Source organism: Pseudomonas frederiksbergensis (assembly GCF_003732705.1).
GTDB lineage: Bacteria > Pseudomonadota > Gammaproteobacteria > Pseudomonadales > Pseudomonadaceae > Aquipseudomonas > Aquipseudomonas frederiksbergensis_F.
The window spans coordinates 85,430-110,942 of the sequence record NZ_MOBR01000009.1; the positions used below are offsets into that span (position 1 = coordinate 85,430).

At 61.2% G+C, this 25,513-nt stretch carries 22 protein-coding genes; 10 read left to right on the plus strand and 12 right to left on the minus strand.

Annotated elements, in window-relative coordinates:
* The first annotated feature begins 78 nt into the window (after positions 1 to 78).
* From BK667_RS12150 to BK667_RS12170, 5 genes are all read left to right on the plus strand, one after another.
* Positions 79 to 753 (plus strand): CsgG/HfaB family protein, encoded by a 675-nt coding sequence (locus BK667_RS12150; RefSeq protein WP_185058216.1) that lies wholly within the window; start codon positions 79 to 81, stop codon positions 751 to 753.
* 44 nt (positions 754 to 797) lie between these two features.
* Positions 798 to 1,142: a DUF4810 domain-containing protein gene (locus BK667_RS12155; RefSeq protein ID WP_375538740.1), complete on the plus strand. Its 345-nt coding sequence runs from the start codon at positions 798 to 800 to the stop codon at positions 1,140 to 1,142.
* Positions 1,139 to 1,798 carry a DUF799 domain-containing protein gene (locus tag BK667_RS12160; protein ID WP_123597732.1) on the plus strand — a complete coding sequence of 220 codons (660 nt, stop codon included), beginning with the start codon at positions 1,139 to 1,141 and terminating at the stop codon, positions 1,796 to 1,798. The genes BK667_RS12155 and BK667_RS12160 overlap by 4 nt, the downstream gene beginning before the upstream one ends.
* Before the next feature lie 257 nt (positions 1,799 to 2,055).
* On the plus strand, positions 2,056 to 4,167 hold the full coding sequence (locus BK667_RS12165; protein ID WP_123597733.1) for a hybrid sensor histidine kinase/response regulator: 2,112 nt from the start codon (positions 2,056 to 2,058) through the stop codon (positions 4,165 to 4,167).
* Positions 4,168 to 4,297: 130 nt separating this feature from the next.
* Positions 4,298 to 6,928, plus strand: coding sequence for an excinuclease ABC subunit UvrA (locus BK667_RS12170; RefSeq protein WP_123597734.1), 2,631 nt, complete (start codon positions 4,298 to 4,300; stop codon positions 6,926 to 6,928).
* 142 nt (positions 6,929 to 7,070) lie between these two features.
* Here the strand turns inward: BK667_RS12170 and BK667_RS12175 are convergent, their stop codons facing one another.
* Genes BK667_RS12175 through BK667_RS12200 form a run of 6 tightly spaced genes read right to left on the minus strand, consistent with a single transcriptional unit; the run spans position 7,071 to position 12,492 of the window.
* Complete coding sequence (locus tag BK667_RS12175; protein ID WP_123597735.1) at positions 7,071 to 9,014, minus strand: PAS domain-containing hybrid sensor histidine kinase/response regulator; 1,944 nt, start codon at positions 9,012 to 9,014, stop codon at positions 7,071 to 7,073.
* Complete coding sequence (locus BK667_RS12180) at positions 9,004 to 9,879, minus strand: sensor histidine kinase (RefSeq protein WP_123508487.1); 876 nt, start codon at positions 9,877 to 9,879, stop codon at positions 9,004 to 9,006. The genes BK667_RS12175 and BK667_RS12180 overlap by 11 nt, the downstream gene beginning before the upstream one ends.
* Positions 9,872 to 10,876 carry an ATP-binding protein gene (locus BK667_RS12185; protein ID WP_123598010.1) on the minus strand — a complete coding sequence of 335 codons (1,005 nt, stop codon included), beginning with the start codon at positions 10,874 to 10,876 and terminating at the stop codon, positions 9,872 to 9,874. Before BK667_RS12185 ends, BK667_RS12180 begins: the two co-directional genes overlap by 8 nt.
* A complete protein-coding gene (locus BK667_RS12190) occupies positions 10,873 to 11,277 on the minus strand; it encodes an anti-sigma regulatory factor (protein ID WP_123508486.1) in 405 nt (134 codons plus the stop codon). The genes BK667_RS12185 and BK667_RS12190 overlap by 4 nt, the downstream gene beginning before the upstream one ends.
* On the minus strand, positions 11,274 to 11,636 hold the full coding sequence (locus BK667_RS12195) for an STAS domain-containing protein (protein ID WP_123508485.1): 363 nt from the start codon (positions 11,634 to 11,636) through the stop codon (positions 11,274 to 11,276). The genes BK667_RS12190 and BK667_RS12195 overlap by 4 nt, the downstream gene beginning before the upstream one ends.
* Positions 11,637 to 11,640: 4 nt before the next feature.
* A complete protein-coding gene (locus BK667_RS12200) occupies positions 11,641 to 12,492 on the minus strand; it encodes an STAS domain-containing protein (protein ID WP_123597736.1) in 852 nt (283 codons plus the stop codon).
* A gap of 231 nt (positions 12,493 to 12,723) precedes the next feature.
* Here BK667_RS12200 and BK667_RS12205 point away from each other — a divergent pair, with 231 nt between their 5' ends.
* Positions 12,724 to 12,972 carry a hypothetical protein gene (locus tag BK667_RS12205; protein ID WP_123597737.1) on the plus strand — a complete coding sequence of 83 codons (249 nt, stop codon included), beginning with the start codon at positions 12,724 to 12,726 and terminating at the stop codon, positions 12,970 to 12,972.
* 124 nt (positions 12,973 to 13,096) lie between these two features.
* Here the strand turns inward: BK667_RS12205 and BK667_RS12210 are convergent, their stop codons facing one another.
* Positions 13,097 to 13,618, minus strand: a complete 522-nt coding sequence (locus tag BK667_RS12210) for a DUF4142 domain-containing protein (protein ID WP_123597738.1) — start codon at positions 13,616 to 13,618, stop codon at positions 13,097 to 13,099.
* 217 nt (positions 13,619 to 13,835) lie between these two features.
* On the opposite strand from BK667_RS12210, the gene BK667_RS12215 reads away from it, so the two are divergent.
* On the plus strand, positions 13,836 to 14,078 hold the full coding sequence (locus BK667_RS12215; RefSeq protein WP_123410673.1) for an HP1242/YdcH family protein: 243 nt from the start codon (positions 13,836 to 13,838) through the stop codon (positions 14,076 to 14,078).
* A gap of 103 nt (positions 14,079 to 14,181) precedes the next feature.
* On the plus strand, positions 14,182 to 14,355 hold the full coding sequence (locus tag BK667_RS33255) for a hypothetical protein (protein WP_185058208.1): 174 nt from the start codon (positions 14,182 to 14,184) through the stop codon (positions 14,353 to 14,355).
* Between the two features lie 243 nt (positions 14,356 to 14,598).
* Here the strand turns inward: BK667_RS33255 and BK667_RS12220 are convergent, their stop codons facing one another.
* The 3 genes from BK667_RS12220 to BK667_RS12230 all read right to left on the minus strand — a co-directional run bounded on the left by BK667_RS12220 (position 14,599) and on the right by BK667_RS12230 (position 17,779).
* Positions 14,599 to 15,678, minus strand: a complete 1,080-nt coding sequence (locus BK667_RS12220) for an SMP-30/gluconolactonase/LRE family protein (protein ID WP_259698015.1) — start codon at positions 15,676 to 15,678, stop codon at positions 14,599 to 14,601.
* Positions 15,675 to 16,820 carry a sterol desaturase/SRPBCC family protein gene (locus BK667_RS12225; RefSeq protein WP_123597739.1) on the minus strand — a complete coding sequence of 382 codons (1,146 nt, stop codon included), beginning with the start codon at positions 16,818 to 16,820 and terminating at the stop codon, positions 15,675 to 15,677. Before BK667_RS12225 ends, BK667_RS12220 begins: the two co-directional genes overlap by 4 nt.
* 95 nt (positions 16,821 to 16,915) lie before the next feature.
* Positions 16,916 to 17,779, minus strand: coding sequence for a LysR family transcriptional regulator (locus BK667_RS12230; protein ID WP_123508480.1), 864 nt, complete (start codon positions 17,777 to 17,779; stop codon positions 16,916 to 16,918).
* A 263-nt stretch (positions 17,780 to 18,042) separates the two neighbouring features.
* Here BK667_RS12230 and BK667_RS12235 point away from each other — a divergent pair, with 263 nt between their 5' ends.
* Positions 18,043 to 20,673 (plus strand): MGH1-like glycoside hydrolase domain-containing protein, encoded by a 2,631-nt coding sequence (locus BK667_RS12235; RefSeq protein WP_123597740.1) that lies wholly within the window; start codon positions 18,043 to 18,045, stop codon positions 20,671 to 20,673.
* Between the two features lie 112 nt (positions 20,674 to 20,785).
* Here the strand turns inward: BK667_RS12235 and BK667_RS12240 are convergent, their stop codons facing one another.
* Positions 20,786 to 22,498, minus strand: a complete 1,713-nt coding sequence (locus tag BK667_RS12240; RefSeq protein ID WP_123597741.1) for a hydrogenase maturation protein — start codon at positions 22,496 to 22,498, stop codon at positions 20,786 to 20,788.
* A gap of 241 nt (positions 22,499 to 22,739) precedes the next feature.
* A complete protein-coding gene (locus tag BK667_RS12245; RefSeq protein ID WP_123597742.1) occupies positions 22,740 to 24,587 on the minus strand; it encodes an amidohydrolase in 1,848 nt (615 codons plus the stop codon).
* Positions 24,588 to 24,851: 264 nt separating this feature from the next.
* On the opposite strand from BK667_RS12245, the gene BK667_RS12250 reads away from it, so the two are divergent.
* On the plus strand, positions 24,852 to 25,448 hold the full coding sequence (locus BK667_RS12250; RefSeq protein WP_123508476.1) for a hypothetical protein: 597 nt from the start codon (positions 24,852 to 24,854) through the stop codon (positions 25,446 to 25,448).
* The last annotated feature ends 65 nt before the right edge of the window (positions 25,449 to 25,513 follow it).

Sequence of the window (25,513 nt, forward strand, 5' to 3'; positions counted from 1 at the left end):
TTTCATCGCTGCAACCCGCAGCGGTTGGCCATTGCCGTGCCGGGATCAACAGCTTTTAAGAAGGAATGCACAGTGAGAATGATCTCTCGGATGTTGGTATCAGGGGCCGCGATTGCCGTTCTGAGCGTGATTGGCGGGTGTGCGACCGAAAGCTCCCGGGCATTGCCGGTAGAGAAAGTCGAAAGCGCCACCCAGGCCTGGACGGGTGTTCGCGTACCGATGGCGGTGGGCAAGTTCGATAACCGTTCGAGCTACATGCGCGGGATTTTCTCCGATGGCGTGGATCGTCTCGGCGGTCAGGCCAAGACCATTTTGATCACGCATTTGCAGCAGACCAACCGCTTCAGCGTGCTGGACCGCGACAACATGGGCGAGATCCAGCAGGAAGCGTCGATCAAGGGCCAGGCCCAGCGCCTCAAGGGGGCTGACTTTGTGGTGACCGGCGATGTCACCGAGTTCGGCCGCAAGGAAACCGGCGATCACCAACTGTTCGGCATTCTCGGTCGCGGCAAGACCCAAGTGGCCTACGCCAAGGTCAACCTGAACATCGTCAACATCAGCACCTCGGAAGTCGTCTATTCGACCCAGGGCGCCGGTGAATACGCGTTGTCCAACCGTGAAATCATCGGCTTCGGCGGCACCGCGGCCTACGATTCGACCCTCAACGGCAAAGTGCTCGACCTGGCCATGCGCGAGGCGATCAATCGCCTGGTCGACGGCATGAATTCCGGTGCATGGAAACCGGGCAACTGATCAAGGAGCGATAACCGATGAACAAGTTTCTATCGTGGCCATTGATGGCATTGGCCCTGTCGGGCAGCGTGCTGTTGACGGGTTGCAACGGCGGCCCGAAAACCCTGTACCAATGGGAAAGTTACCAGCCGGAAGTCTACGAGTACTTCAAGGGCGAAACCCCCAAGGAAGCACAGGCCGAAGCCCTGGAGCGCGATCTGCAGAAGATCGCTTCGACGGGCAAGACCCCGCCGCCGGGTTATCACGCTCACCTGGGCCTGTTGTACCTGAGCATGGGCAAGGACGACCAGATGGTTCAGCAGTTCCGAACCGAGAAGACGCTGTTCCCCGAGTCCGGGCAATACATGGATTTTCTGCTCAAGAACGCTAAAACCGGAGACGTCAAATGATCCCGCGCGCATTGAAACTGATGGCCGGCCTGCTGGCGCTGGCCGTCCTTGGCGGTTGTGTCAGCCCCAAGACCGTGGACTATTCGGCGTACAAGCAAGCGCGCCCGAAAACCATTTTGGTGCTGCCGCCGCTGAACGACTCCCCGGATGTCAAGGCGTCCTACGCCATGCTGTCCCAGGTGACTTTTCCGTTGGCTGAAGCCGGTTACTACGTGTTGCCGATCGCTCTGGTCGACGAAACGTTTCGCCAGAACGGCCTGACCACCCCGGCGGACATTCACCAGGCACCGGCCGACAAACTGCGGGATATTTTCGGTGCTGACGCGGCGCTGTACATCACCGTGACCGAGTACGGCACTCGCTATATGGTGATCAGCAGCGAAACAGCCGTCACGGCTACCGCCAAACTGGTGGACCTGAAAACCGGCACCACCCTGTGGACCGGCGCGGCACGTGCGTCGAGCGAAGAGGGCGGCAACAACAGCGGTGGCGGTTTGATTGGCATGCTGATTACCGCAGCGGTGAAGCAGATCATCAACAGCTCCACCGACGCCGGTTACCCGATTGCCGGAGTTGCCAGCAATCGGCTGCTGTCGGCAGGACAACCAGCGGGTTTGTTGTACGGACCACGTTCGCCGAAATACGGCACTGACTGAAACCCTCCCCTGATCGTTGTGATCGTTCCCACGCGCAGCAAAGGAATGCAGCCCAGGACGCTCCGCGTCCGATTGGAACGCAGAGCGTCCCTTGAGGCATTCCCACGCAGAGCGTGGGAACGATCTTCAACGCCCAAGCCCACTCCCACAGGGTCTTGCGCTAATCAGCTATACCTCTATGAAACCATTGGCATCCGCCGTGCTCGAAAGTTGAGCTTGAAACAATCGGACGCCATTACAGGACGCAGAGTCAGTCAATGCAGTTTCTATCAGATAGCCACGGATGTGCCGGCTGGACTGGCGAAATGGCCGGACGCATTCGCGCGTTCGACTGGAGCCAGACCGAACTCGGCACCATCGATGACTGGCCCCGCAGCCTGGGGAGTACGGTGCAGCTGATGCTCGCTTCGCCGCTGCCGATGGTGATGCTCTGGGGCCGGGCGGGCTACATGATTTACAACGACGCCTACTCGGTCTTTGCCGGCGGCCGCCACCCTTACCTGCTGGGTTCGCCGGTGGAGCTGGGTTGGCCGGAAGTGGCCGAGTTCAACCGCCACGTGGTCGATACCTGCCTGGCCGGCGGCACGCTGTCCTATCGCAACAAAGAACTGGTGCTGCTGCGCGATGGCGTGCCGGAAGACGTCTGGATGGACCTCTATTACAGCCCGGTCGCGGATGACGAAGGCCGGCCGGCCGGGGTCATGGCGATGGTGGTCGAGACCACCGCCCATGTGATTTCCGAACGCCGTCGCCAGGAAGCCGAGAACGCCTACCGTGCCGACAACGAACGGGTGCGCCTGGCGCTCAATGCCGGGGCGTTGCTCGGCTCGTTCGTCTGGGATATCGAGGCCAATGTGCTGTCCGGGGACGAGCGTTTCGCCCGCACCTTTTCCTATCCCGCGAACCGGGACCTGGCCGACCTGCCCACCGCCATTGCCGAGTCGCGGATTCACCCCGACGACTTCGCCTGGGTTCAGGAACAAGTCAATCAGTCGGTGACCACCGGCGCTCCCTACAACGCCGAATACCGCGTCTTGCGCCCCGACGGCACGTATCTGTGGGTGCTGGCCAGCGGCTGCTGCGAGTTCAACGAACAGGGCAAGCCGTTTCGCTTTCCGGGGGTGTTGATCGACATTCACGAACGCAAAATCGCTGAAGAATCCCTGCTCAAATTCACCCGCAACCTCGAACAGCGCGTCGCCGCTGAAGTCGATGCGCGGCTGGCGGCGGAAGAGCAATTGCGCCAGGCACAGAAGCTGGAAGCCATCGGCGGCCTCACCGGCGGCGTGGCCCATGACTTCAACAACCTGCTGCAAGTGATCGCCGGCAACCTGCATTTGCTGGCCCGGCATGAACCGGACAATGCCAACGTGCAGCGTCGGGTCAGCGCCTCGATTGCCGCCGTCGAGCGCGGGGCCAAACTGTCTTCGCAACTGCTCGCGTTCGCCCGCCGCCAGCCACTCTCGCCGGATGTTTGCGAACCCCGGCAGATCTTCGACGGCTTGGGGGAGTTGCTGCAACGGGCGCTGGGGGAAACCATCCAGATCGACGTGGCTGTGGCCGACGATGCCTGGCGCATTCATGTGGATCGCAATCAGCTGGAAAACGCCATTCTCAACCTGGCGATCAATGCCCGCGATGCCATGAAGGGCGAGGGCACCATTGGCCTGAGCGCCGAGAACATCGTTCTGGACCAGCGGTTTTGTGTGGGCAAAGACATCGTCGCCGGTCAGTACCTACGCGTGACGGTGACCGATGCTGGCGCCGGCATGGCGCCTGAGGTCCTGGCCCAGGCGTTCGAACCGTTTTTCACCACCAAGGCCGACGGCCACGGCACGGGGCTTGGCTTGAGCATGGTGTTCGGGTTCGTCAAGCAAAGCGGCGGGCATATCGAGATGTCCAGCGTGGTCGGCGAGGGCTCGCAGGTGCAGCTGTATTTCCCGCGCAGCCTGCGACCGTTGGCCAATGAGACGCCACTGCCGCAACCTCAGCAACGGCGCGGGCATGAAACCATTTTGGTGGTCGAGGATAACGAAGCGGTGCGCGTTTCGGCGGTGGAGTTGTTGCGCGAAGAGGGCTACCAAGTGCTGACCGCCAGCAACGGCGACACGGCCATGCAGATGTTGCTGGAGGGCGTGGCCGTGGACATGATCTTCACCGACGTGGTCATGCCCGGCCTGATCAAAAGCTCGGACCTCGCCGCCTGGGCCAAGGTGCAGAACCCGCCGGTGGCAGTACTGTTTACCTCGGGACACACCCGCGACATTATTTCGCGCAATCACCAACTCAGCCCGGAAACGCATTTGCTGAGCAAACCGTACGGGCCAGAGGCACTGACCCAAATGGTGCGCACGGTCCTAAATGGCTGAACACATAACCCACCTGTAGGAGCAAGGCTTGCCCGCGATAGCGATTTCAAGGACGCCATCGCGGGCAAGCCTTGCTCCTACGGGGATTTGTATCCATTCCCAGAAATGCATCTTGAATTAAGGTTGGTCCATGACTTCAAAGCGCACCTCAACCCCACCTTCCGGCATGGTCAGGGTGCGTGGCGCCCGGGAACATAACCTCAAGAACATCGATGTGGACATTCCCCGGGATGCCCTGGTGGTGTTCACCGGTGTGTCCGGTTCGGGCAAGTCGTCGCTGGCGTTTTCGACCCTATACGCCGAAGCGCAACGACGCTATTTCGAATCCGTGGCGCCTTATGCCCGGCGGCTGATCGATCAGGTCGGGGTGCCGGATGTGGATTCCATCGAAGGCCTGCCGCCCGCCGTGGCCCTGCAACAGCAGCGGGGCACGCCGAGTACCCGTTCTTCGGTGGGCAGCGTGACGACCCTGTCGAGCCTGATCCGCATGCTCTATTCCCGGGCCGGCAGTTACCCGCGGGGGCAGGCGATGCTGTATGCCGAGGACTTTTCGCCGAACACGCCCCAAGGTGCCTGTCCTGAATGTCATGGTCTGGGGCGGGTTTATGAGGTGACCGAAGCGCTGATGGTCCCGGACCCGAGCCTGACCATCCGCCAACGGGCAGTCGCCTCGTGGCCGCTGGCCTGGCAGGGGCAGAACCTGCGGGACATCCTGGTGACCATGGGCATCGACGTCGATATTCCCTGGCGCAAGTTGCCGAAAAAGCAGCGCGACTGGATTCTCTTCACCGAAGAAACCCCGACCGTGCCGGTGTACGCCGGGCTCACCCCGGAAGAAACCAAAGTCGCCCTTCAGCGCAAAATGGAACCGAGTTACCAAGGCACGTTCACCGGCGCCCGGCGCTACATCCTGCACACCTTCAGCCAATCCCAAAGCGCATTGATGAAGCAGCGCGTCTCGCAATTCATGCTCGGCAGCCCTTGTCCGTTGTGCGACGGCAAACGCCTCAAGCGCGAGGCATTGTCGGTGACCTTTGCCGGGTACGACATCGGCGAGTTGTCGCAGATGCCGTTGCTGCAAGTGGCCGAAGTGTTGCGCCCGGTGGCGGCTCACAGCTACCTCGATCATGCCGATGAGCCCGGTGAAGTGCTGACCCATGAGCAGACTCGCGAAGCCCGCGCACAACGCGTCGCCCACGGTGCCAGCGGTCATACCAACGCGCCGGATGTGCGCCACACGCCGAACCTGTCGGTGGAAAAGCGCCTGGCGGCGCAACGCATCGCCCAGGACTTGCTGGAACGGGTCAGCACCCTGACCGATCTGGGCCTCGGTTACCTGGCCCTGGAGCGCAGCACGCCGACTCTGTCTTCCGGCGAGTTGCAACGCCTGCGCCTGGCAACGCAATTGGGTTCGCAACTGTTCGGCGTGATCTATGTCCTCGACGAACCGTCCGCCGGTCTGCACCCGGCAGATGGCGAGGCGTTGTTCGAAGCCCTGCAACGCCTGAAAGCGGCGGGCAATACCTTGTTTGTGGTCGAGCACGATCTGGAAACCATGCGCCGCGCCGACTGGTTGATCGATGTCGGGCCGGCGGCGGGTGAGCATGGCGGGCACATTCTCTACAGCGGACATCCTTCAGGGCTGGAGCACATCGCCGATTCCCAGACCCGCGCCTATCTGTTCGCCGAGCAAGTCACCGCCACCCGCGCTACTCGCAAGGCGAAGGACTGGCTGAAACTGGAAGGCATCACCCGCAATAACCTGAACAACCTCAGCGCCGAGTTTCCCTTGGGCTGCTTCACGGCGGTGACTGGCGTCTCGGGTTCCGGCAAGTCGAGCCTGGTCAGCCAGGCGCTGTTGGAACTGGTGGGCGCGCATCTGGGCCGTGCGACCACGGCCAGCGAACCGGAAGAGTTGAGTCTTGAAGACGACGCGCCGCAGGTCAGCGGTGGTCAGGTGACGGCGGGGCTGGAGTCGATCAAGCGCCTGGTGCAAGTCGATCAGAAACCCATCGGCCGCACGCCGCGTTCGAACCTGGCGACCTACACCGGGTTGTTCGACAACGTGCGCAAACTGTTCGCCGCCACCCCCGAGGCGCAAGCCGAGGGTTACGACGCCGGGCAGTTTTCCTTCAACGTCGCCAAGGGCCGTTGCCCGACTTGCGAAGGTGAGGGGTTTGTCAGCGTTGAATTGCTGTTTATGCCGAGCGTCTACGCGCCATGCCCGACCTGCCACGGTGCGCGCTATAACCCGCAGACCCTGGCCATCACCTGGCAGGGGCTGAGCATCGCCCAAGTGCTGCAACTGACGGTGGACGACGCCGTCACGGTGTTTGCCGAGCAACCGGGCATCCGCCGTTCGCTGGAGGTGCTGCGGGATATTGGCCTCGGTTACCTGCGTTTGGGGCAACCGGCGACCGAACTGTCTGGCGGCGAAGCCCAGCGGATCAAACTGGCGACAGAGCTGCAGCGTAACCAGCGTGGCGCGACCCTGTATGTGCTCGACGAGCCCACCACCGGATTACATCCGCGGGATGTGGATCGGTTGCTGGAGCAGTTGAATACCCTGGTGACCGCGGGGCACACGGTGATTGTGGTCGAACATGAAATGCGCGTGGTGGCCCAGAGTGACTGGGTCATCGACATCGGGCCGGGGGCGGGGGATCAGGGTGGCAGGATTGTCGTGGCAGGCACGCCGCAGACCGTGGCCAAAAACAAAAAGAGCCGCACGGCGCCGTTTTTGGCTCGGGTGCTGCGGTAATGATCGTTCCCACGCTCCGCGTGGGAATGCAGCCCGGGACGCTCTGCGTCCCATTGGAACGCGGAGCGTCCCTTGAGGCATTCCCACGCAGAGCGTGGGAACGATCAGATCGATCAGCGCGGAGCGTGGGAATGATCGGGGGTTAGGCGCCGTCGAGGCTGCGCCGAACTTTGTCCAGCAATTCGCTGATCTGGAACGGCTTGATCAGCATGTCCATGCCTTCCCCCAGGAACACCTGGCGATTCAGGGCATTCTCCGCGTAGCCAGTCATGAACAGGATCGGCAAACCTTCGCGCCAGCCCCGGGCGACGTCCGCCAGTTCCCGGCCGCTCATGCGCGGCAACCCGACGTCAGTCAGCATCAGGTCGATCGTGGGGTCGTTCTGCAACCGCTCCAGCGCCGTTTCGATGTCTTCCACCTGAGTGCAGCGATAACCGGCATCCACCAGCACTTCGGCGACGAACATGCGCACCGACGGCATGTCTTCAACGATCAACACATGCTCCCCAGAGCCCTGGGAGTCCACCACCACGGTTGCCGTTTCAGCCCCCAGAGGATCCGCGCTGGCTGGCAGCATGATGGTCACTTCGGTGCCGCGCCGGGCCACGCTGCGGATGTGCGCGTCGCCACCGGACTGCCGTGCAAAACCGTAAATGGTCGACAGCCCCAACCCCGTGCCCTGGCCGAGGGGCTTGGTGGTGAAGAACGGGTCGAACACCTTGTCGATCACACTGTGTTCGATGCCCGTGCCGTCATCGCGCACGGCCAGCGCAATGTAGGCGCCGTCCGCCAGATTCGGGTCGCCGTGGGAATAGGAGGTGTAGGTGCTGACCCAGATATTGCCGCCCTGAGGCAGCGCATCCCGAGCGTTGATCACCAGGTTAAGCACGGCGCTTTCCAGTTGGATCGGATCGACCAGGGCGATGGCAGCCTTGGTGGTCAGTTCCAGCCTCAGGGTGATGCGCTCGCCGATGGTGCGAATCAACAGTTCTTCAAGGGAGCGGATGTTTTCGTTGATGTCCACCGGCCGGGTATCCAGCGGTTGCTGGCGGGCGAAGGCCAGCAGGCGATGGGTCAGGGACGCGGCGCTCATGGCTGAGTTCAGCGCGGCTTCGGCGTAGAACTGAACCTTGTCGGTGCGCCCATCGACGACCCGTTTCTGGATCAGCTCCAGGCTGGTGATGATGCCCGTCAGCAAATTATTGAAGTCATGGGCAATGCCCCCGGTGAGCTTGCCCAGCGCATCCATTTTCTGCACTTGCAACAGTTGCGCTTCGGTGCGAACCCGCTCGGCGACTTCCTTGGCCAGTTGCGTGGTGGCGTCATCGAGCCGGGCCAGGTGCGAGCGTTCGCGATGGCGGTGTTCGGTAACATCTTCGACGAACACCAGGCTCAATTCCGGGGTGCGATACGGCGAAATCTGCCACTCGGTTTCCCGCACCTGGCCTTCGACCCGCATGTTCAGCGTGCCTTTCCAGCGTTCGCCATAAGCCAGGCGCAGACGCAACTCGTCAATCACCGCGCATTGATCGTCGGCAAAGCATTCGCGCAGGCTGTCGGGGTCGAGGTTGTCCTGAATCAGTTGGGCAAAAGCGTGATTGCATTCGTGGACTTTCAGGGTCGCGTCCATCACCGCGATAGGCGCCGAGACGTTAGTGAAAATCTCGCGGAACCGCGCCTCGCTTTCGCGCAAGGCGTTCTCGGTGTCGCGCACCCGCAGTAGCGTGCGCAAGGTCGCCAGCAGCACGTCCGGGTCCACGGGATGGATCAGATAGGCGTCGGCGCCGGCATCGAGGCCGGTGATGATGTCGCCGGTCTGGATCGAGGCCGCTGACACATGAATCACCGGCAGCAGGGCGGTGGCCGCATCGGCGCGCAATTTGCGTACGATGTCGAAGCCGCTCATGTCCGGCAGGTTGACGTCGAGGATCAGTGCATCGATCAGTTCGCTGTCGATCAGCGCCAGGCCTTCGCTGCCGGTGCCGGCTTCGAGTATGTCGTAGCCGTGGCTTTCCAGGCGCCGGCGCAGGGCGTAGCGGGTGGCGACGTTGTCGTCGACGATCAACAAGCGAATGTCACGTTTCATCGGCAGGCTCCACGGCGATGGCCAGCGGGATGATCACGAAAAAGGTCGAACCGGTGCCCGGCGTGCTCTGCACCCCGACTTCGCCCCCCAGCAGCGCGGCGAAGCGTTTGCACAGGGAAAGACCCAGCCCGGTGCCGCGCAGGCGTTTCTGCAACGGCGAATCGACTTGGGAGAAGTCCTCGAACAATGCGCCATGTAGCTCCGGGGCGATACCTATTCCGGTGTCGCTGACCGCGAAGCGCACGTGATCTTTATTTTCCAGCTGTGCCGAGACCCGCACTTCACCGCGTGTGGTGAACTTCAGCGAGTTGGAAATGAAGTTGCGCAGGATCTGCGCGAGTTTCTTGTCATCGGTGTACAGCCGTGGAATGCCCACCGGTTCTTCGAAGATCAGGTCCACGGCGCTGCCATCGACAATCGGCCGGAACATGCCGCGCAGGGCGGCGAACAGGTCGAGCATGTCGAACCAGGCCGGGGAAATACTGATGCGCCCGGCCTCGATCTTCGCCAGGTCGAGCAGGTCGTCGACCATGTCGCTCAGTTCCCGCGCAGCCCCGCTGACGAACGCCACTTGTTTGTGTTGCTCGGGGCTCAAAGGGCCGTCGAGTTCATCGGTCAGCAGCCCGGTAATGCTCAGGATCGAGCCCAGCGGCGTGCGAAACTCATGGCTCATGTACGACAGGAAACGGCTTTTCAGGTCCGAGGCCTGGCGCAATTGCTCGGCTTGCTCATCGAGTTCGGCGTACAGCGCCAATACGCCCTGGTTGGTTTCATCGAGTTCATCGCGCAGGGCGCTGGCTTCGCTCTGCAATTGGGCGATCAGTGTCGCTTGTTCGTCTGGCGTCAGGTTGGGTGACTCAGCCATGGGCGGTCTCCAGAGCAACGACCAATACCGTTACATCGTCCCGCCCGCGACAGAAGTCACGGTGCAGGACGGTGGCAATCACGGCGGGATGACGGTGCACCAGGCCGGGGTAATCTTGCAGGTTCCAACGGGACTGCAGTCCGTCGCTGTACATGATCAACAGGTGTCCGTTCACTTGAGCATAGTCAAAGGGTTGTGCGCGCCGGTATTGGCCGCCCACGATGCCGGGGTGGGAAGCCAGACCACGGGATTTGTCCGGGCCGATCAGGCTGGCGCCAATGTTGCCGATACCGACGAACTTCAAGGCATCGCCGTTGAATTGCGCGAAGGCCCCGGCGCCGCCACGGGTGCCGGTCATGGCTTGATGCATGTCCTCCAGCAACAGCGTCGGCGAGGCGAACGGCGCCAGGGCGAAGACTTTCTCACCGGCGCGAGCGGCGCGTTCGGCTTCTTCGCCATGGCCGAGACCGTCGATCACCAGGGCGCTGATGCAGGCCCCGTCGAAGGCCAGGTGCCAGACATCGCCGCACGCCGGGTCGTGGTGCAATGAATGCTGAGTGACGCCGAACCGTCGATCCGGCGCCTTGTCGCTGCGCGGGTACAAACGCGTCAGCAGCACGGCGCCACGGTGATCGGCATACACATCAAATACGTCCGCCTGGCGTGATACCGCGCCCAGCCCGATGCCTTGGGTGCCGCCGGTAGAAAAGCCATCGGTCAGGCAGGCCTGTAAATCAAAGCCTGCGGCGCGGTCCACCGCGAGTATCTCGATGCCGAAGCCTGATGGACGAGGCAAGGTTCGCAGGTGCAGCTCGCCCCGGGTCGCATGCTTGAGCACGTTGCTGGCCAGTTCCGTGACCACCAGCGCGACACGACCGGCATCGGTGGCGTCGAAGCCGTTTTTTTCCGCCAATTGTTGCGCGGTGCGCCGGGCGTGACCGATCTGACTGCTGTCTTCAATCGGCAGTACGAGGGTCACTGTGCCGCCAATGTTCATGTCCATCGGGTGATCGTTATGCGAGTGCCTTTGCCAGGCTCGGTTTCCAGCTCGAATTCTTCCACCAGCCGCTTGGCGCCGGTCAGTCCGAGTCCAAGTCCGCTGCCGGAGGTCCAGCCGTCGGTCATTGCCAACTTGATGTCGGGGATGCCGGGGCCTTCGTCACGGAAGGTCAGGCGCAGGCCGGTGCGCGCGTTTTCATCGAGAATCTGCCAGTCCATATCGCCGCCACCGCCATAGACCATGGTGTTGCGCGCCAACTCGCTGACGGCGGTCACCAGTTTGGTCAGGTCGATCAGGCGCATGCCGCATTCCTGGGCAAGTTTGCGCGCAGTCTGCCGAGCCAGGACCACGTCCTGCTCGATTTGAATCGGTTGGCTGCCGCTGCTGCGCACGGTCATTGTTCGCGTACTCGGGCCTGCAGCAGTTTCATCCCACGCTCGACGTTCAACGCCGTGCTGACGCCGGGCAGGGTCAGGCCCAGTTCGACCAGGGTAATCGCCACGGCCGGTTGCATGCCGACCAACACGGTCTCGGCATCCATGATTTTTGACAGGCCGGAAATGGTCCCGATCATCCGGCCGATAAATGAGTCGACCATGTCCAGCGCCGAGATATCGATCAGCACGCCCCGGGCCGAGGTATTGCTGATGCGCTCGGACAGGTCATCCTGAAGGGTGAGGGCGAGCTGGTCATGCATGTCGACCTGGATGGTCACCAGCAGGAAGTGGCCCATTTGCAAAATCGGGATGCGCTCCATCGCCTCATACCGCCTTGCTGACGGTGATTCCCAGGCGGGTCAGGGCCAATTTCAGGGCATCGGCCAGGTTGGCCTTGGTGACCACGCCTTGCAGGTCCAGGCCCAGGTGCACGATGGTTTGCGCGATCTGCGGACGCACGCCGCTGATGATGCAATCGGCGCCCATCAGGCGAATGGCGGTGACGGTTTTGAGCAGATGTTGCGCCACCAGGGTGTCGACGGTCGGTACGCCGGTGATGTCGATAATGGCGATTTCCGAGCCGGTGTCGACGATCCGTTGCAGCAGCGATTCCATCACCACTTGGGTGCGTTGCGAGTCGAGGGTGCCGATCATCGGCAGCGCCAGTACGCCATCCCAGAGCTTGACCACCGGGGTCGACAGCTCCAGCAGTTCTTCCTGCTGGCGCTTGATCACCGCTTCCCGGGATTTCTGGAAGGTGCGGATGGTGTGCATGCCCAGGGCATCGAGCAGCTCGGAGATTTCCCAGAGTTGTTCGGCCAACATCGCTGGATCGTCGCGGTAGTGAGCTTGCAGCAAGGTAAACAGCGGGCCTTTGAGCGCGAAGATGAAACTGGCGGTCTGTTGCGAGTCGTGGCCGAGCAGGGCGCGGCTATGGGAGAGCTTTTCGAGGGACTGGCGAATCTCGTCCCAGCCGGAGGCGGCGATGTTCTGCCCGTTGCCTTGTTCCAGCCCGGAAATGATCAGATGAAGGAAGTCCGACGTTTGTTGCTTGAGGTCGTGTTCCTTGATGTTACGCGTGGCACCACTGGCCTCGAGGCTGTTCGTCCATTCGGCGAGCAGTTGCGCCTGGTTGTTTTTGATCGCTTCGAGTGTGTTGCTTTGCAGTGCCGCCATGTGTCTTGACTCCCTGAAAATGATGGGCCGATTCCCTGAAAATCGATCGGCGCAGATCAGTGACATTTGCCGTGCGAAATAGTTGTTCGCTACCGGAAGGATTTTTCATCCTTGAGCACAACTCTAGTAGGCGCTGGGCTTCATGCAATGGAACGTTGGGCGGGGGATGGCTTCGAATCTTCAAGGCCCGACTGTTTCAGCCGCGCTTGAATAGTGACGAATGAGGTGTTTATGAAAGACGACTCAATGAGCCAGCAGCAGGACCAGGCGATCAACCGCAACGATCCGGCGATCGACCCGCAAACCCCGGGAGAAGGTGACAGCGAAACCCCTGAACCGGACAGCGCCAACAGCGCCGTCGACCAGAAAAATCGGCACACCGATAATGACAACGAGTTCAGTCCCGGCTTCAAACCGAACCCTGACCGGCCGAAGCCTGGCGATGACACGGATGCTGATATCGATACCGATGGCGGCTAACCGACCAGCACAAAACAACTGTGGGAGCGAGCCTGCTCGCGAAGGCGGCGGATTAGTCAACATCATCATTGACTGATTCACCGTTTTCGCGAGCAGGCTCGCTCCCACAAGGAAGGTGCTACGTTTATTTGCTTGGATGCGCCGCCTGCAGAGCTTTCGCTGCGTCCAGGTGTTTCTCCAGCGCTGGCAGCATTTTCTGCGCAAAGCCTTTTAGCTCAGTGGCGCCCGGTTTTTTGTCGTCGGTTACCGTGTCGGCTTCTTTCTTGAACAGCGCGATGGTTTCTTCGTGGGCCTTCACTTGGTTGTTGGCGTAGGCCGCATCGAAGGATTCATCGCGCAGGTCGAGGATTTTCGCCTTGGCCTGCTTGACCAGCGTCGTGCTGTCCGGCACCTCGATGTCATGCTTTTTCGCCAGGGCCGCCAGTTCATCGTTGGCCTTGGTGTGGTCGGCGACCATCATCTTGGCGAACGCTTTGATATCCGCCGATGAGCTTTTTTCCAGGGCCAGTTTGCTGGTTTCGACCTCAGCGATGCCGCCCGCGGCTGCGTTATCGACAAAGTCATTGGAAGTGGCCGCAAACGCGGTGCCCATGCTGGTACTCAAGGCAACGGCCAGGGTGAGGTGGCGCAGGGTGAATCCGTCCATTGGTTATTCTCCACACGGGTTGTAAAAGTGATCGATGTGATCGTTATTCAATGGAGGCGGGCACTCGACGAAAGGTTTGATCGCAAATGCAAATGGACGACGAACGGACACCGCTGGTCTGACAGGAGGTCGACAGAACCGGGTAACGGAGGCCATTCTGGAGGTTAGTGAACGCAATTGATCGCGTTTGCTACCGATTAACAAACGGAGGTGTTCCATGCCGGTGCCACACAACCTTTATCTGGATCTGAATATTCCAAAGGAAGTTATCCAGCAAAAACGCACCAAGGATCCGTTACTGGATTCACTGATCAACAAGTATTCGCAAGCCGACGCCGAGGTGGTGAAGGCTGAAACCGCCCAATCGGACGCCCCCAGCGACGACACACTGAAAAAGCTCAAGGAGCAGCGATTGCAGGTCAAGGACAAGATCGTCAAACAACTCCAGGCGTCGTCCTGAGTCACCGACGATCGGTGACTGAATAATTGGAACGGCGATTAAGCCCGGCACCTCGAAAGTACAGAGTCTTACCCTTCATGACTCGCTTCTCAGAGGTGCCCTTATGACACAGCCAAAATTCCCCAGTGAAGAGCAGGGCGGGTACGACCCGATTCCGACTCACCCTGAACCGCTTAGCCCGCAGCGCAATACCGTCAAGCCTGAAGAGCCGGACACCGATGACATTCCGGACGATGAGAAGGGCAAGCCAGTGAACCCCGAAAACCCCGACGCATAATTCCCCTTGTGGGAGCGAGCCTGCTCGCGAAAGCGGTCTGCCTGACCCATCAATGTTGGATGTGCCGGCGCTTTCGCGAGCTGGCTCGCTCCCACATTTGATTGGTTATCGCCACCTATTCTCGATAAACGCCACATCCCCTGTGGGAGCGAAGCTTGCTCGCGAAGGCGTCGTGTCAGGCGACATCATCTTTGCCTGATACACCGCTTTCGCGAGCAAGCTTCGCTCCTACAGGTTGATCTGTTATTGCAGTGCTTTGGCCAGCGGTAACCGCACCATGTGCTGCGCTTTCAACGAGCCGAAGTACAGCCAGTCGCCATACTCGCGCACGGTAGTGATCGGCGAGTAATTGCCGCTGCTCGCATCCTGCAGATTGGCAATCACCTTGCCGTCCAGATCCAGGCCCAGCGCAAACCCCCGTTTCTCCACCGGTTCGGGCAAGACCATCAGCGCCCGAACGATCATTTTGCGTACGAACGGATGCTGCGCCGTGGCATCGAGCAATGTGTTGCGCGGCGCATACAGCGCCACCCAGAAACGGTCACGGCCGTTGAACGCCAGGTTGTCCGGCAACCCCGGCAAGTTGTCGATAAACACGTCATGGGTCCCGGCTTTCGGCCCGGTCAGCCAATAACGGCTGATGCGATACGCACCGGTTTCGTTGACCAGCACAAACCCATCGTCCGGCCCGAGGGTCACGCCGTTGGCGAACTCCAGTTTGTCCAGCAACGTCGTGGTCTTGCCAGTCTGGAAGTCATAACGCAGCAAACGCCCGTCGCCGCCATGCTCGATGATCGCCGCGCCATCCTTGCCGTAACCCCAACGACTCGACGCATCGCTGAAGTAGGCGTAGTGCCCGGGCTTGTCGATGGCCACGTCATCGGTGAAACCGAACGGCACGCCATTGGCCGCGGTGGTCAATGGAATCACCCGACCCTGGGCATCAAGGGACAGCAAACCCTTGACCCCGTCCGCGATCACCAGCAATCCGTTGGGATGTCGAGCCAACCCCAAAGGCCGGCCACCCGTGTCCGTCAGCACTTTGGTGACCTTGCCGTCGAGGCTGGAGCGAATCACCCGGCCGTCATGCAGGCCGGTAATCAGCGCATCGTTTTCCAGCAGCAACGCCTCTGGCCCGTCGATGTCCGAAGCACCGACACGCTCCACATCCTTGAGCCGTTGATTCTCGGCATACACGCCGCTGGTCAGGGACGGCGCCGGTGGGGGTGTCCAGGCCACCGGTTGCACCTTGTTCGGCATCAGCAGCAAAAAAGCAGCAATGACGATGATCAGCAGCAACAGAAACCTGAAGACTGCTCTCACGCGATCACTCCTGCCGGGGCCAGGTGCCGTTGCGCCATGTCGCGCAAGGCCCGCATCGACGCCGCCGACTCATGCTCGATTCGCCGTTTCAGGAGCAATTGATTGGCAATGCGCATGCCCAAACCACTGAATTGATACTCCAGGGTGCGAACGAACCGCGTGCCGTCACCCAGGGCCTCGCATTCGTAAGTCACCACCAGCGACAAACCATGATCGCCCCTGGCCTGGGCACTCCAACGCCGGCCCGGCAGATACTCCTCGACTTCCCAGCTCAAGTGCCCGTCGCGCCCGCCCGCGCGGATGTCTTCCTCGAACCGTGATCCGGCATGCAGCGGGCCTGCCTGGCCATCGACTTTGAGCGAGGACGGATGCCACTCCGGCCAACGGGTCACGCTGCTGGCGTAGTCGAGCACGGCAATCGGGTTGCCGGCAATCTCGATCTGATGTTGCATGCGGGTCATGGGCGTTCTCGTCGGATGCGGGTTGGCGTGCTCCGGTTCCCAATAGAGGGTGCCGAACAGGTAATCCATCAGCGGAAACACGATATTGAAGTTGCGCTCCTGCATCACTTCGCGGCGGTGATGCAGCTCATGCAGGCGACGCATCTGGCGGATCCACGGCAGCTTCGTGACGGGATTGCGCGGCGGCAAATGCTCGCAGGCGTGAAACACTTCATAGGTCAGGTAACCCAGGACCATGCAGCCACCGAACAACCCGGCGACATTGGCGTTGACCCGTGAAAACAGCCACCACAGGGGCAGGGTGATGACGACGGTATGCACCACGATCAGCCAGGCCGGAAACAGAATCACCCGCCAGTCCCGGGCGTTGTCGTAGGTCATGTGGCCGGGGGCGAAAAAGCTGTGATGATCGCCGGCATGCCGGGCGTAGAACATCCGCGCGAAGCTCTTTTTGTGGTGCCCGAGGTGGCGATGCACCATGTACACGCCGAAGTTGAAGAACAACAGCGTCAGCGGCACTGCCAGCCATTCCAGCGGTTGCACTTGCTGCACGGTGCGCCAGAACCCGCCGATGGCGACAATCCCGAACAACAGCACAAACGCGCCGTGCAGCCAGGGGTTGTACAGCCGATGAATGTCGGCGCGATAACGGGTGCGAAAAGCCTGGGTGGTCTGCCTCACTGCGCTCACCTGTGATTGTTGTTATCACAGCAGATTAGCCGATCCGGCCGCGCAGGCTCGGCGAACGTTGAGGGCACAAGCGCCACTTGATGGACTCAGCCCAACGGGTTCCAGCGCTGGGACCAGTCATCGTCGGTTTTGATCACTTCCCGCAGCAGATCGAATGCCTGTTGCAGAGTCGCCGAATCCCGGTCCCGAGAGTAAACCAGGTAAGTCGGGTAACTGAATTCCGGGGCCTTGGCCACGGCTTCCAGTACGCCGCTTTCCAGGTAACTTTGCACCACCCGCGTGCGGAAATAACCGCTGCCGCCGTGCTCCAGCAGGTACTGCAACGCCAGTGGCCCGAGATTGAAACTCAGCGCAGCCTTGGCCTTTTCCGGCAGGGCCGCATCGTGCTGGCGACGGAAGTCCGGGCCCCAGTCGATGTACACGTACGGGTCGGGTTGGCCGGCCAGGCGCACCAGGATGAGTTTTTCTTCCAGCACTTGTTCCACTTGCAGGCGCGGCCAGTATTCGGGCTGGTAAACCAACGCCGCGTCGAGCACGCCCAGTTCCAATTGGCGCAGCAGGTTTTCGCCGTCGCGGATTTCCATGCGCAGGGCGTGGCTGGGGATTTTCTCCCGCAGCTCGGCGGCCCAACTGAGCATCAGCGGATTGCACAGGCTGACTTCGCCACCGATGTGCAACACGTCACGGTAGCCTTCGGGCAGTGGCAGATCGCGGCGCGCGGCTTCCCAGGTTTGCACCAGTTGATTGGCGTAAACCACAAAGGCTTCGCCGTTCGGCGTCAGGCGCGCGCCGGCGCGGTTGCGCACGAACAAGGTGCTGCCCAATTGGCTTTCGAGTTTCTGCACCCGGGCGGTGATCGCGGTCTGGGTCACGTGGAGTTTTTCCGCAGCGGCGGCGAGGCTGCCGTGACGGACGATTTCCAGGAAAGTGCGGGCGAGATCGATGTCCATGGGGTGGCCGGTGCTAAAGGTGTCCGCATTGTAAGAGCCCCAAGTCTTACTGAACACCGCAATCCCTGTGGGAGCGAGCTTGCTCGCGATGACGGCGGCACATCCTGCATCAATGTTTACAGACAGTCCGCTATCGCGAGCAAGCTCGCTCCCACAGGGTTCGGTGGTGTTCGGTCCTTAGTGACAAGGTGTCAGAGTTTTCACATTCCCCCCAACCCCCGCGCACTACACTGCAACCGTCTCCCGCCCCAACGGACCAACCCATGCCGGCAAAACCCGCAACCAAGCTCCTCGACACCCCTGAAGGCCAGCGCCTGGCCGGCAGCGAGGCCCCGGACTGGCGCGAGTGGGGGCCTTACTTGAGCGAACGCCAATGGGGCACGGTGCGCGAGGACTACAGTCGCGACGGCGATGCCTGGCGCTATTTCCCCCATGAGCACGCCCGTAGCCGCGCCTATCGCTGGGGCGAGGATGGCCTCGCCGGATTCTCCGACAAGGCCCAGCACTGGTGCCTGGGCCTGGGCTTGTGGAACGAGCGCGACCCGATTCTCAAGGAGCGTCTGTTCGGCCTGAACAACAGCGAAGGCAATCACGGCGAAGACGTCAAGGAGCTGTATTTCTTCGTCGATGGCGTGCCGAGCCATGCCTATATGCGCATGCTCTATAAATACCCGCAGGCCGAATTTCCTTACGCCGACCTGGTCAGTGAAAACGCTCGTCGTGGCCTGGCCGATACCGAGTACGAAATCCTCGACACCGGTGTGTTCGACGACAACCGCTATTTCGATGTGACGGTGGAATACGCCAAGCACACGCCCGACGACATTTTCATGCGCGTCACCGTGCACAACCGCGCCGATCAGCCCGCGCGCCTGCGCGTGTTGCCACACCTGTGGGCGCGCAACACCTGGAGCTGGGTGTCCGACGGGCAGAAACCGAACCTGAGCCTCAGTGGCGATCGGGTCCTCGCCCAACATCCGCAAATGCCGGATCGCCAAGCCACCGCGTGGGGCGAAGCCGATTGTGAATGGCTGTTCTGCGAAAACCAGAGCAACTTCCCCAAGCTCGACGGTGTGCCGGCGCAGGGGCCGTTCAAGGACGGGATCAATGATTTTATTGTCGACGGCGCCGCCGACGCGGTCCGGCATGACAGCGGCACCAAGGTCGCCGCGCATTTTGTGCTGAGCTTCGACGCCGGCCAAACCCGCAGCGTGTTCCTGCGTTTTGCCCCGGCCGGTTCGCCGCAGGTCAATGCGCGGACGTTGTTCGAACACCGCCGGGCCGAAGCCGATGAATTCTACGCCGCGCTGCAAAGCGGCATCACCGACGCCGATGCGCGCAATGTGCAACGCCAGGCCCTGGCCGGGTTGCTTTGGTCGAAACAGCTTTACTATTTCGACGTCAATCAGTGGCTCGACGGTGATCCCACCCAACCCGCACCGCCGCCCGAGCGCACGCATATTCGCAACACCCATTGGCGGCACCTGTCGAATTTCGACATCGTCTCGATGCCCGACACCTGGGAATACCCGTGGTACGCCTCGTGGGATTTGGGCTTTCAAGCGGTGGCGTATGCGCTGATTGATCCGGGGTTCGCCAAGCATCAATTGTTGCTGCTGGTCAAAGACCGCTTCATGCACCCCAACGGCCAGTTGCCGGCCTACGAATGGCGCTTCGACGATGCCAACCCGCCGGTACACGCCTGGGCCTGTTGGCGGGTGTATCAGCAGGACAAGGCGCTGACCGGGGCAGGGGACATGGATTTCCTCGAGCGGATCTTCCACAAACTGCTGCTGAATTTTTCCTGGTGGGTCAACCGCAAGGACGCCGAGGGTCGCAACCTGTTCCAGGGCGGTTTTCTCGGGCTGGACAACATTGCACTGTTCGACCGCTCGGCGATTTTGCCGCCCGGTTATCAACTCGATCAGGCCGACGGCACCGCGTGGGTCGCCGCGTATGCGCTGGACCTGATGCGCATCGCCCTGGAACTGGCCAAGCGCAACAGCGTGTACGTCGATATCGCGGTGAAGTTCTTCGAACACTTCCTCTACATCGCCGGGGCGATCAATAAGATCGACTCTGACGCCGAAGGCTTGTGGGACGAACAGGACCAGTTTTTCTACGACGTGCTGCACCGTCCCGACGGCGTCAACGAACCCCTGCGCCTGCGCTCGATTGTCGGCCTGATGCCGCTGTTCGCCGTGCAAGTGCTGGAGCAGCACGAACACGAAGGCCTGCCCGGTTTGCGCGAGCGTTTGCTGGGTTTTATGCGCCATCGCCCGGACCTGGCCAGCCTGGTGTCACGCTGGACCGAACCCGGCGAAGGCAATCGCATGTTACTGGCGCTGCTGCGGGGCGAGCGGACCAAGGACCTGCTCAAACGCATGCTCGACGAGGACGAGTTTCTCTCGCCGTTCGGCATTCGTTCCTTGTCCAAGGCCTTCGCCGAACAACCGTTTGGCATCCGCATCAACGGCGACAGCCTGTGCGCCCATTACGAACCGGCGGAGTCCGAGTCGCGGCTGTACGGCGGCAACTCCAACTGGCGCGGGCCGGTGTGGATGCCGATCAACTACATGCTGATCGAATCCTTGCGCGAGTTTCACCGTTACTACGACCAGAATTTCTCGGTGGAATATCCGACGGGCTCGGGGTTTCTGGCGTCACTGGAAGAGGTGGCAGACAGCTTGAGCCAGCGCCTGACCAAGCTGTTTCTGCGGGATGAAGAGGGCAATCGACCGTCGATGGCCGGCTATGCACAATTGCAGGCCGACCCGGCGAGTCGCGATCTGGTGCTGTTCCATGAGTACTTTCATGGCGAGACCGGACGCGGGTTGGGGGCCAGCCATCAGACCGGGTGGACGGCGTTAGTCGCGCTTTTGTTGCAACCTTGAGACCGCGTTGATCGTTCCCACGCTCTGCGTGGGAATGCCTCAAGGGACGCTCCGCGTTCCAATGGGACGCAGAGCGTCCCGGGCTGCATTCCCACGCGGAGCGTGGGAACGATCACTCTGCCAATTCAGCCTCCCGTGCCCAATCGGCCACCAACCGCGACGGCGTCCCGCACGCCTTGCGCTTCATCACAAAATTGCGGCACTTCTCGGCAAACTGTTTGCGGTTTTGCACCATGTCCAGATACATCTCTTCCAGCTCCGCATTGCGGCAATGCTGCATCAGTTGCGTATCGCTGCGGCCCTTGCGCTCGCGAATCGCCGCGTACGCCGGATCGTTCAACGCGCCATTGGCTCGCTGCAGCAACCACAATCCAAACTCATCCGGGCAACGCGGGCCGATTTCCTGGACCATGCCCAGTTGCAACGCCTGGGTGGCGCTAACCGGCAGGCATTCCTCGGTGAGTTTTTCCGCCATGGCCTGGCCCACGGCGCGGGGCAGGCTGTAGGTCCAGTATTCGGAACCGTACAGACCCATGGTTTTGTAGTGCGGGTTAAGCACGATTTCGGCGCGGGCGAACACGATGTCGGCCGCCAGCCCCAGCATCACGCCGCCAGCCCCGGCGCTGCCGGTCAGGCCGCTGATCACCAGTTGCCGGGCGGTGAGCAGTTCCTCGCAAACATCATCGATTGCCTGAATATTCGCCCAGGCCTCCAGCCCCGGCACCTCGGCGGCTTGAATCACATTCAGGTGCACGCCATTGGAAAAACTGCCGCGCCCACCCTTGATCAACAAAACCTTGGTGTCCCGAGCCTTGGCCCAGCGCAGCGCGTCCACCAGGCGCTGGCACTGCTCGGTGCTCATGGCGCCGTTGTAGAACTCGAAGGTCAACTCGCCGACCTGCCCGGATTCGCGGTAGCTGATCGGTTGATAGGCTTCGGTGTTGAACGGGTTCGAGGCGATTGACCAATCAAGGGTCGGCACTTCCCTCAATTGTTGCGCGAGCACATGCCGCGCCGGACGTTTGAAGGTTTCTTCGCCGGGCAGCGGCTTGCGGCGCAGCGAACCGATCCAGACGCTGTGATCACCGGTGGCTACCAGCACCGCGTCGTCATGCACTGCCAAAATCTCTCCCGGCGTACCGCTGCGTTCATCCAGATGGGCGTCATACAGGTAGTACTGACTGCCCGCCAGACTGGCCAACACACCGGGTTGCCCATCGGCTGCCTCGATGCTGCGTTTGATAAAGCGCGAGCAGTCGTGCCAGCTAAAGGCGCGATCGGCCTGTTTCATGTTCGGCTGCAAGCGCCCCAGCACATGGCGCTGGCTGTAATCCACTGGGACCGGCACGAAACCGGCGACACATTTTTCCACCACTTCGCGGATGCAAAGAATCGCCGCATCGCTGACCCGCCCGTTGTACAACTCGGATTTGCGCAGGCCCTGGGGCAGGTTGAATTCGCACGTGGCCCAGACCGGCCCGGCGTCCATGTCTTCCACCGCTTGCAACGCGGTGACGCCCCAACGCTCAAGTTCGTGGGTGATGGCCCAGTCCAGGGCGCTGGCGCCGCGATCACCGACGATGCCGGGATGGATGATCACCACCGGGCGCCGGGCATTGCTCCACAGTTGGTGCGGCACCCGGTCCTTGAGAAACGGGCAAATCACCAGGTCGGCGGCGGACTGTTCGATTTGTTCGCACACAGCGTCTTGGTCGGTAAACAGCACCACGCTGGGGGAATGCCCGGCCTGGCGCAATTCCAGCCAGGCCCGTTGGGTCAAGCCGTTGAAGGCCGATGACAGCAGAATGATCTTTAGTGAACGCATGAGCGCCTCTTCCTTGAGAATGTTCAGCCGCGGGCTCCCAATGAGCCGTCCCTGGCTTTCGATGGAAGCGCGATAGTAGAGAGTGTGGGAGGGCGGCCTACTGACCGGGGTCAAACTTGTGGCAGCGAGTGTTCATTGTGGGAGCGAGCCTGCTCGCGAAAGCGGAGTAACAGTCAACATCAATGTTGAATGTGAAATTGCTTTCGCGAGCAGGCTCGCTCCCACAGGGGAAGAGAGTTGGTCAGAAGGCGAAACAGGAGCAGCCAAACGCGCCCCAGAACCCTTGGAAGTCACTGACCGGCGCCGACGACATCCGCGCCCGCTGGTGGCTGTGGGCATGCACCGCACACGCTCCGACACACTGGTGAATTTGCGCCGTCAGCGGCGCCAGTGGTTGCCAGTGCCCCGGCACTTTGGTCACCGGTGACCACTCGGGCACGACCGGGATCGGTGGCGGCGAGAGTTTTTCAAACTCGACGCTGCCATAGACAATCTTGCCATCCACAATCGTCAGCACCGATTCGATCCACTTGATCGCTTCGTCCTCGATGTGAAAATAGTCCGCCGACAGCGCAATCAAATCCGCCAGTTGCCCGACCTTGATCTGGCCCTTCTTGCCTTGCTCGGAGGAGAACCAGGCACTGCCGTGGGTGAACAGTTCCAGCGCAGTGTCGCGGCTCAAGCCTTGCGGATACAGTTCCAGGCCACCCACGGTGCGGCCGCTGACCAGCCAGTACATCGAGGTCCAGGGGTTGTAGCTGGACACGCGCGTGGCATCGGTGCCGGCGCCGACCGGGATGCCTTCAGCGAGCATGCGCGCGATGGGCGGGGTGTGCTCGGCGGCTTTGGCGCCGTAGCGATCGACGAAGTATTCACCCTGGAACGCCATGCGATCCTGAATCGCAATCCCGCCGCCCAAGGCTTTGACCCGCTCGATGTTCTGCGGGGTGATGGTTTCGGCGTGGTCGAAAAACCATGGCAGGCCATCGAACGGAATGTCGCGGTTGACCTTCTCGAACACGTCGAGCATGCGGCTGATCGATTCGTTGTAAGTCGCGTGCAAGCGGAACGGCCAGCGCTGCTCGACGAGGTGGCGCACCACCGGTTCCAGTTCCTGCTCCATGGTTTGCGGCAGGTCGGGACGCGGTTCGAGGAAGTCTTCGAAATCCGCCGCCGAAAACACCAGCATTTCCCCAGCACCGTTGTGCCGCAGGAAGTCGTCGCCCTGGCCGTAATGCGAAGTGTTGGTCCAGTTCTTGAAGTCGGTGAGTTCTTCCTTGGGTTTCTGAGTGAACAGGTTGTAGGCGATGCGCACGGTCAGCTGCTGGTCTTTGGCCAGTTGCTGGATGACTTGATAGTCGTCCGGGTAATTCTGATAACCGCCACCGGCGTCGATGGCGCTGGTCAGGCCCAGGCGATTGAGTTCGCGCATGAACTGGCGGGTCGAGTTGACCTGATATTCCAGCGGCAGCTTCGGCCCTTTGGCCAACGTCGAGTAGAGGATCATTGCGTTGGGACGGGCGATCAGCATGCCGGTCGGGTCGCCGTTCGAATCGCGGACGATTTCTCCGCCGGGTGGGTTCGGCGTGTCACGGGTGTAGCCGACCACTTTCAGCGCGGCGCGGTTGAGCAGGGCGCGGTCGTAAAGGTGCAGGACGAATACCGGCGTATCCGGCGCAGCCTTGTTCAGTTCTTCAATCGTGGGCAGGCGTTTTTCGGCGAACTGGAATTCGTTCCAGCCACCGACCACGCGCACCCATTGCGGGGTGGGTGTGCGGTCGGCCTGGTCCTTGAGCATGCGCAAGGCATCGACCAGTGACGGCACGCCTTCCCAGCGCAGTTCGAGGTTGTAATTGAGCCCGCCGCGTATCAGGTGCAAGTGCGAGTCGTTGAGGCCAGGGATCACCGTGCGGCCGTGCAGGTCGATGATCTGCGTACCGGGACCTTGCAGGGCCATGGCCTGGGCATCGCTGCCGACCACCACGAAGCGTCCGTCCTTGATCGCCACCGCGCTGGCCTGGGGCTTCTTGCGGTCAACGGTGTGCAGGCGTCCGTTGTACAGAATCAGATCGGCCGGGGCATCGGGCATGGTTTTACTCCCTGCGAAAAGTGGGCTGACCCAGGCACCGACGGCGCCTGCCGAAAGGCCTTGCAGTACACGGCGGCGATTGAATCCGTCGTGGTCGTCAGGTGGGCTCATGGCAGTGTTCTCCGCTCGGTTGCTCATCAAAGAACAGCCGATGACTGACGCATGCGGCCAGAAGGAATATAGACCGCAAAACCTTGGGCGGCCTGTTTTAACTGCCGGGCAGATCGGTTAGATTCGCCGCCCGCCCAAACAAGGATGTAGACGATGATTAAACTCAGTCACCCGAAAGGTATTTTGATCGCGGGGCTGATCGCCGTCGGTCTGGCCGCGACGTATCTGTATGCCGGCCAGGGCAGCAGCATCGCCGTGCCCGATACGGTGATGATGACGTCACGGGAAAAAGGTCCCATTGGGCCGAGGTTCGATGCCACGAAATGGTTTCGAAGTGGCATGTACGTACCCCAGGAACTCGACGGCCAGATTAATCCGTACATCATGACCCGCAGCGAGCCGTTTGTTTTCAAGGCCAAGGACAACGTATTCCTGGTCCAGGAAGCCCTTGAGGCGCTGAAAGATGTTCAGCCCGAAGTGAATACCCAACTCATCTGGGATACATGGCCGGTGCTGACCCGGCGCGTGCGTTACGAATCCAGTTTTTTCCTTGCCCCGGATAAGCCGGCGGATCTTTATAACCTGTATCTGCAAGTGAGCTATCGCCGATTTGTCATCCCCCTCAGGCTCGAAGGCGATGAAGGTGAGCTCAAGTTTGATGGCGATGTGACCGAGGTCAACAGGGTCGACGCGCTGGAAGAAGAACACACCCAAATCTTCGAAGAAATGGATGACGCCGGTACGCGATAAGCCCTGAAACGACGAATCCCGCCATATAGACGGGATTCGTGTGCAGCCAGAGAGGCTCCCCAGTG

Excerpts from the sequence above, each read along its gene's own strand:
- BK667_RS12185 (WP_123598010.1), bottom strand. The coding sequence starts at position 10,876 with ATGAACATTGGCGGCACAGTGACCCTCGTACTGCCGATTGAAGACAGC.
- BK667_RS12235 (WP_123597740.1), top strand. The coding sequence starts at position 18,043 with ATGCCGGCAAAACCCGCAACCAAGCTCCTCGACACCCCTGAAGGCCAG.
- BK667_RS12210 (WP_123597738.1), bottom strand. The coding sequence starts at position 13,618 with ATGGACGGATTCACCCTGCGCCACCTCACCCTGGCCGTTGCCTTGAGT.
- BK667_RS12250 (WP_123508476.1), top strand. The coding sequence starts at position 24,852 with ATGATTAAACTCAGTCACCCGAAAGGTATTTTGATCGCGGGGCTGATC.
- BK667_RS12205 (WP_123597737.1), top strand. The coding sequence starts at position 12,724 with ATGAAAGACGACTCAATGAGCCAGCAGCAGGACCAGGCGATCAACCGC.
- BK667_RS12160 (WP_123597732.1), top strand. The coding sequence starts at position 1,139 with ATGATCCCGCGCGCATTGAAACTGATGGCCGGCCTGCTGGCGCTGGCC.
- BK667_RS12170 (WP_123597734.1), top strand. The coding sequence starts at position 4,298 with ATGACTTCAAAGCGCACCTCAACCCCACCTTCCGGCATGGTCAGGGTG.
- BK667_RS12215 (WP_123410673.1), top strand. The coding sequence starts at position 13,836 with ATGCCGGTGCCACACAACCTTTATCTGGATCTGAATATTCCAAAGGAA.
- BK667_RS12190 (WP_123508486.1), bottom strand. The coding sequence starts at position 11,277 with ATGACCGTGCGCAGCAGCGGCAGCCAACCGATTCAAATCGAGCAGGAC.
- BK667_RS12230 (WP_123508480.1), bottom strand. The coding sequence starts at position 17,779 with ATGGACATCGATCTCGCCCGCACTTTCCTGGAAATCGTCCGTCACGGC.
- BK667_RS12155 (WP_375538740.1), top strand. The coding sequence starts at position 798 with ATGGCATTGGCCCTGTCGGGCAGCGTGCTGTTGACGGGTTGCAACGGC.
- BK667_RS12245 (WP_123597742.1), bottom strand. The coding sequence starts at position 24,587 with ATGCCCGATGCCCCGGCCGATCTGATTCTGTACAACGGACGCCTGCAC.
- BK667_RS33255 (WP_185058208.1), top strand. The coding sequence starts at position 14,182 with ATGACACAGCCAAAATTCCCCAGTGAAGAGCAGGGCGGGTACGACCCG.
- BK667_RS12240 (WP_123597741.1), bottom strand. The coding sequence starts at position 22,498 with ATGCGTTCACTAAAGATCATTCTGCTGTCATCGGCCTTCAACGGCTTG.
- BK667_RS12195 (WP_123508485.1), bottom strand. The coding sequence starts at position 11,636 with ATGGAGCGCATCCCGATTTTGCAAATGGGCCACTTCCTGCTGGTGACC.
- BK667_RS12180 (WP_123508487.1), bottom strand. The coding sequence starts at position 9,879 with ATGGCTGAGTCACCCAACCTGACGCCAGACGAACAAGCGACACTGATC.
- BK667_RS12150 (WP_185058216.1), top strand. The coding sequence starts at position 79 with ATGATCTCTCGGATGTTGGTATCAGGGGCCGCGATTGCCGTTCTGAGC.
- BK667_RS12175 (WP_123597735.1), bottom strand. The coding sequence starts at position 9,014 with ATGAAACGTGACATTCGCTTGTTGATCGTCGACGACAACGTCGCCACC.
- BK667_RS12200 (WP_123597736.1), bottom strand. The coding sequence starts at position 12,492 with ATGGCGGCACTGCAAAGCAACACACTCGAAGCGATCAAAAACAACCAG.
- BK667_RS12165 (WP_123597733.1), top strand. The coding sequence starts at position 2,056 with ATGCAGTTTCTATCAGATAGCCACGGATGTGCCGGCTGGACTGGCGAA.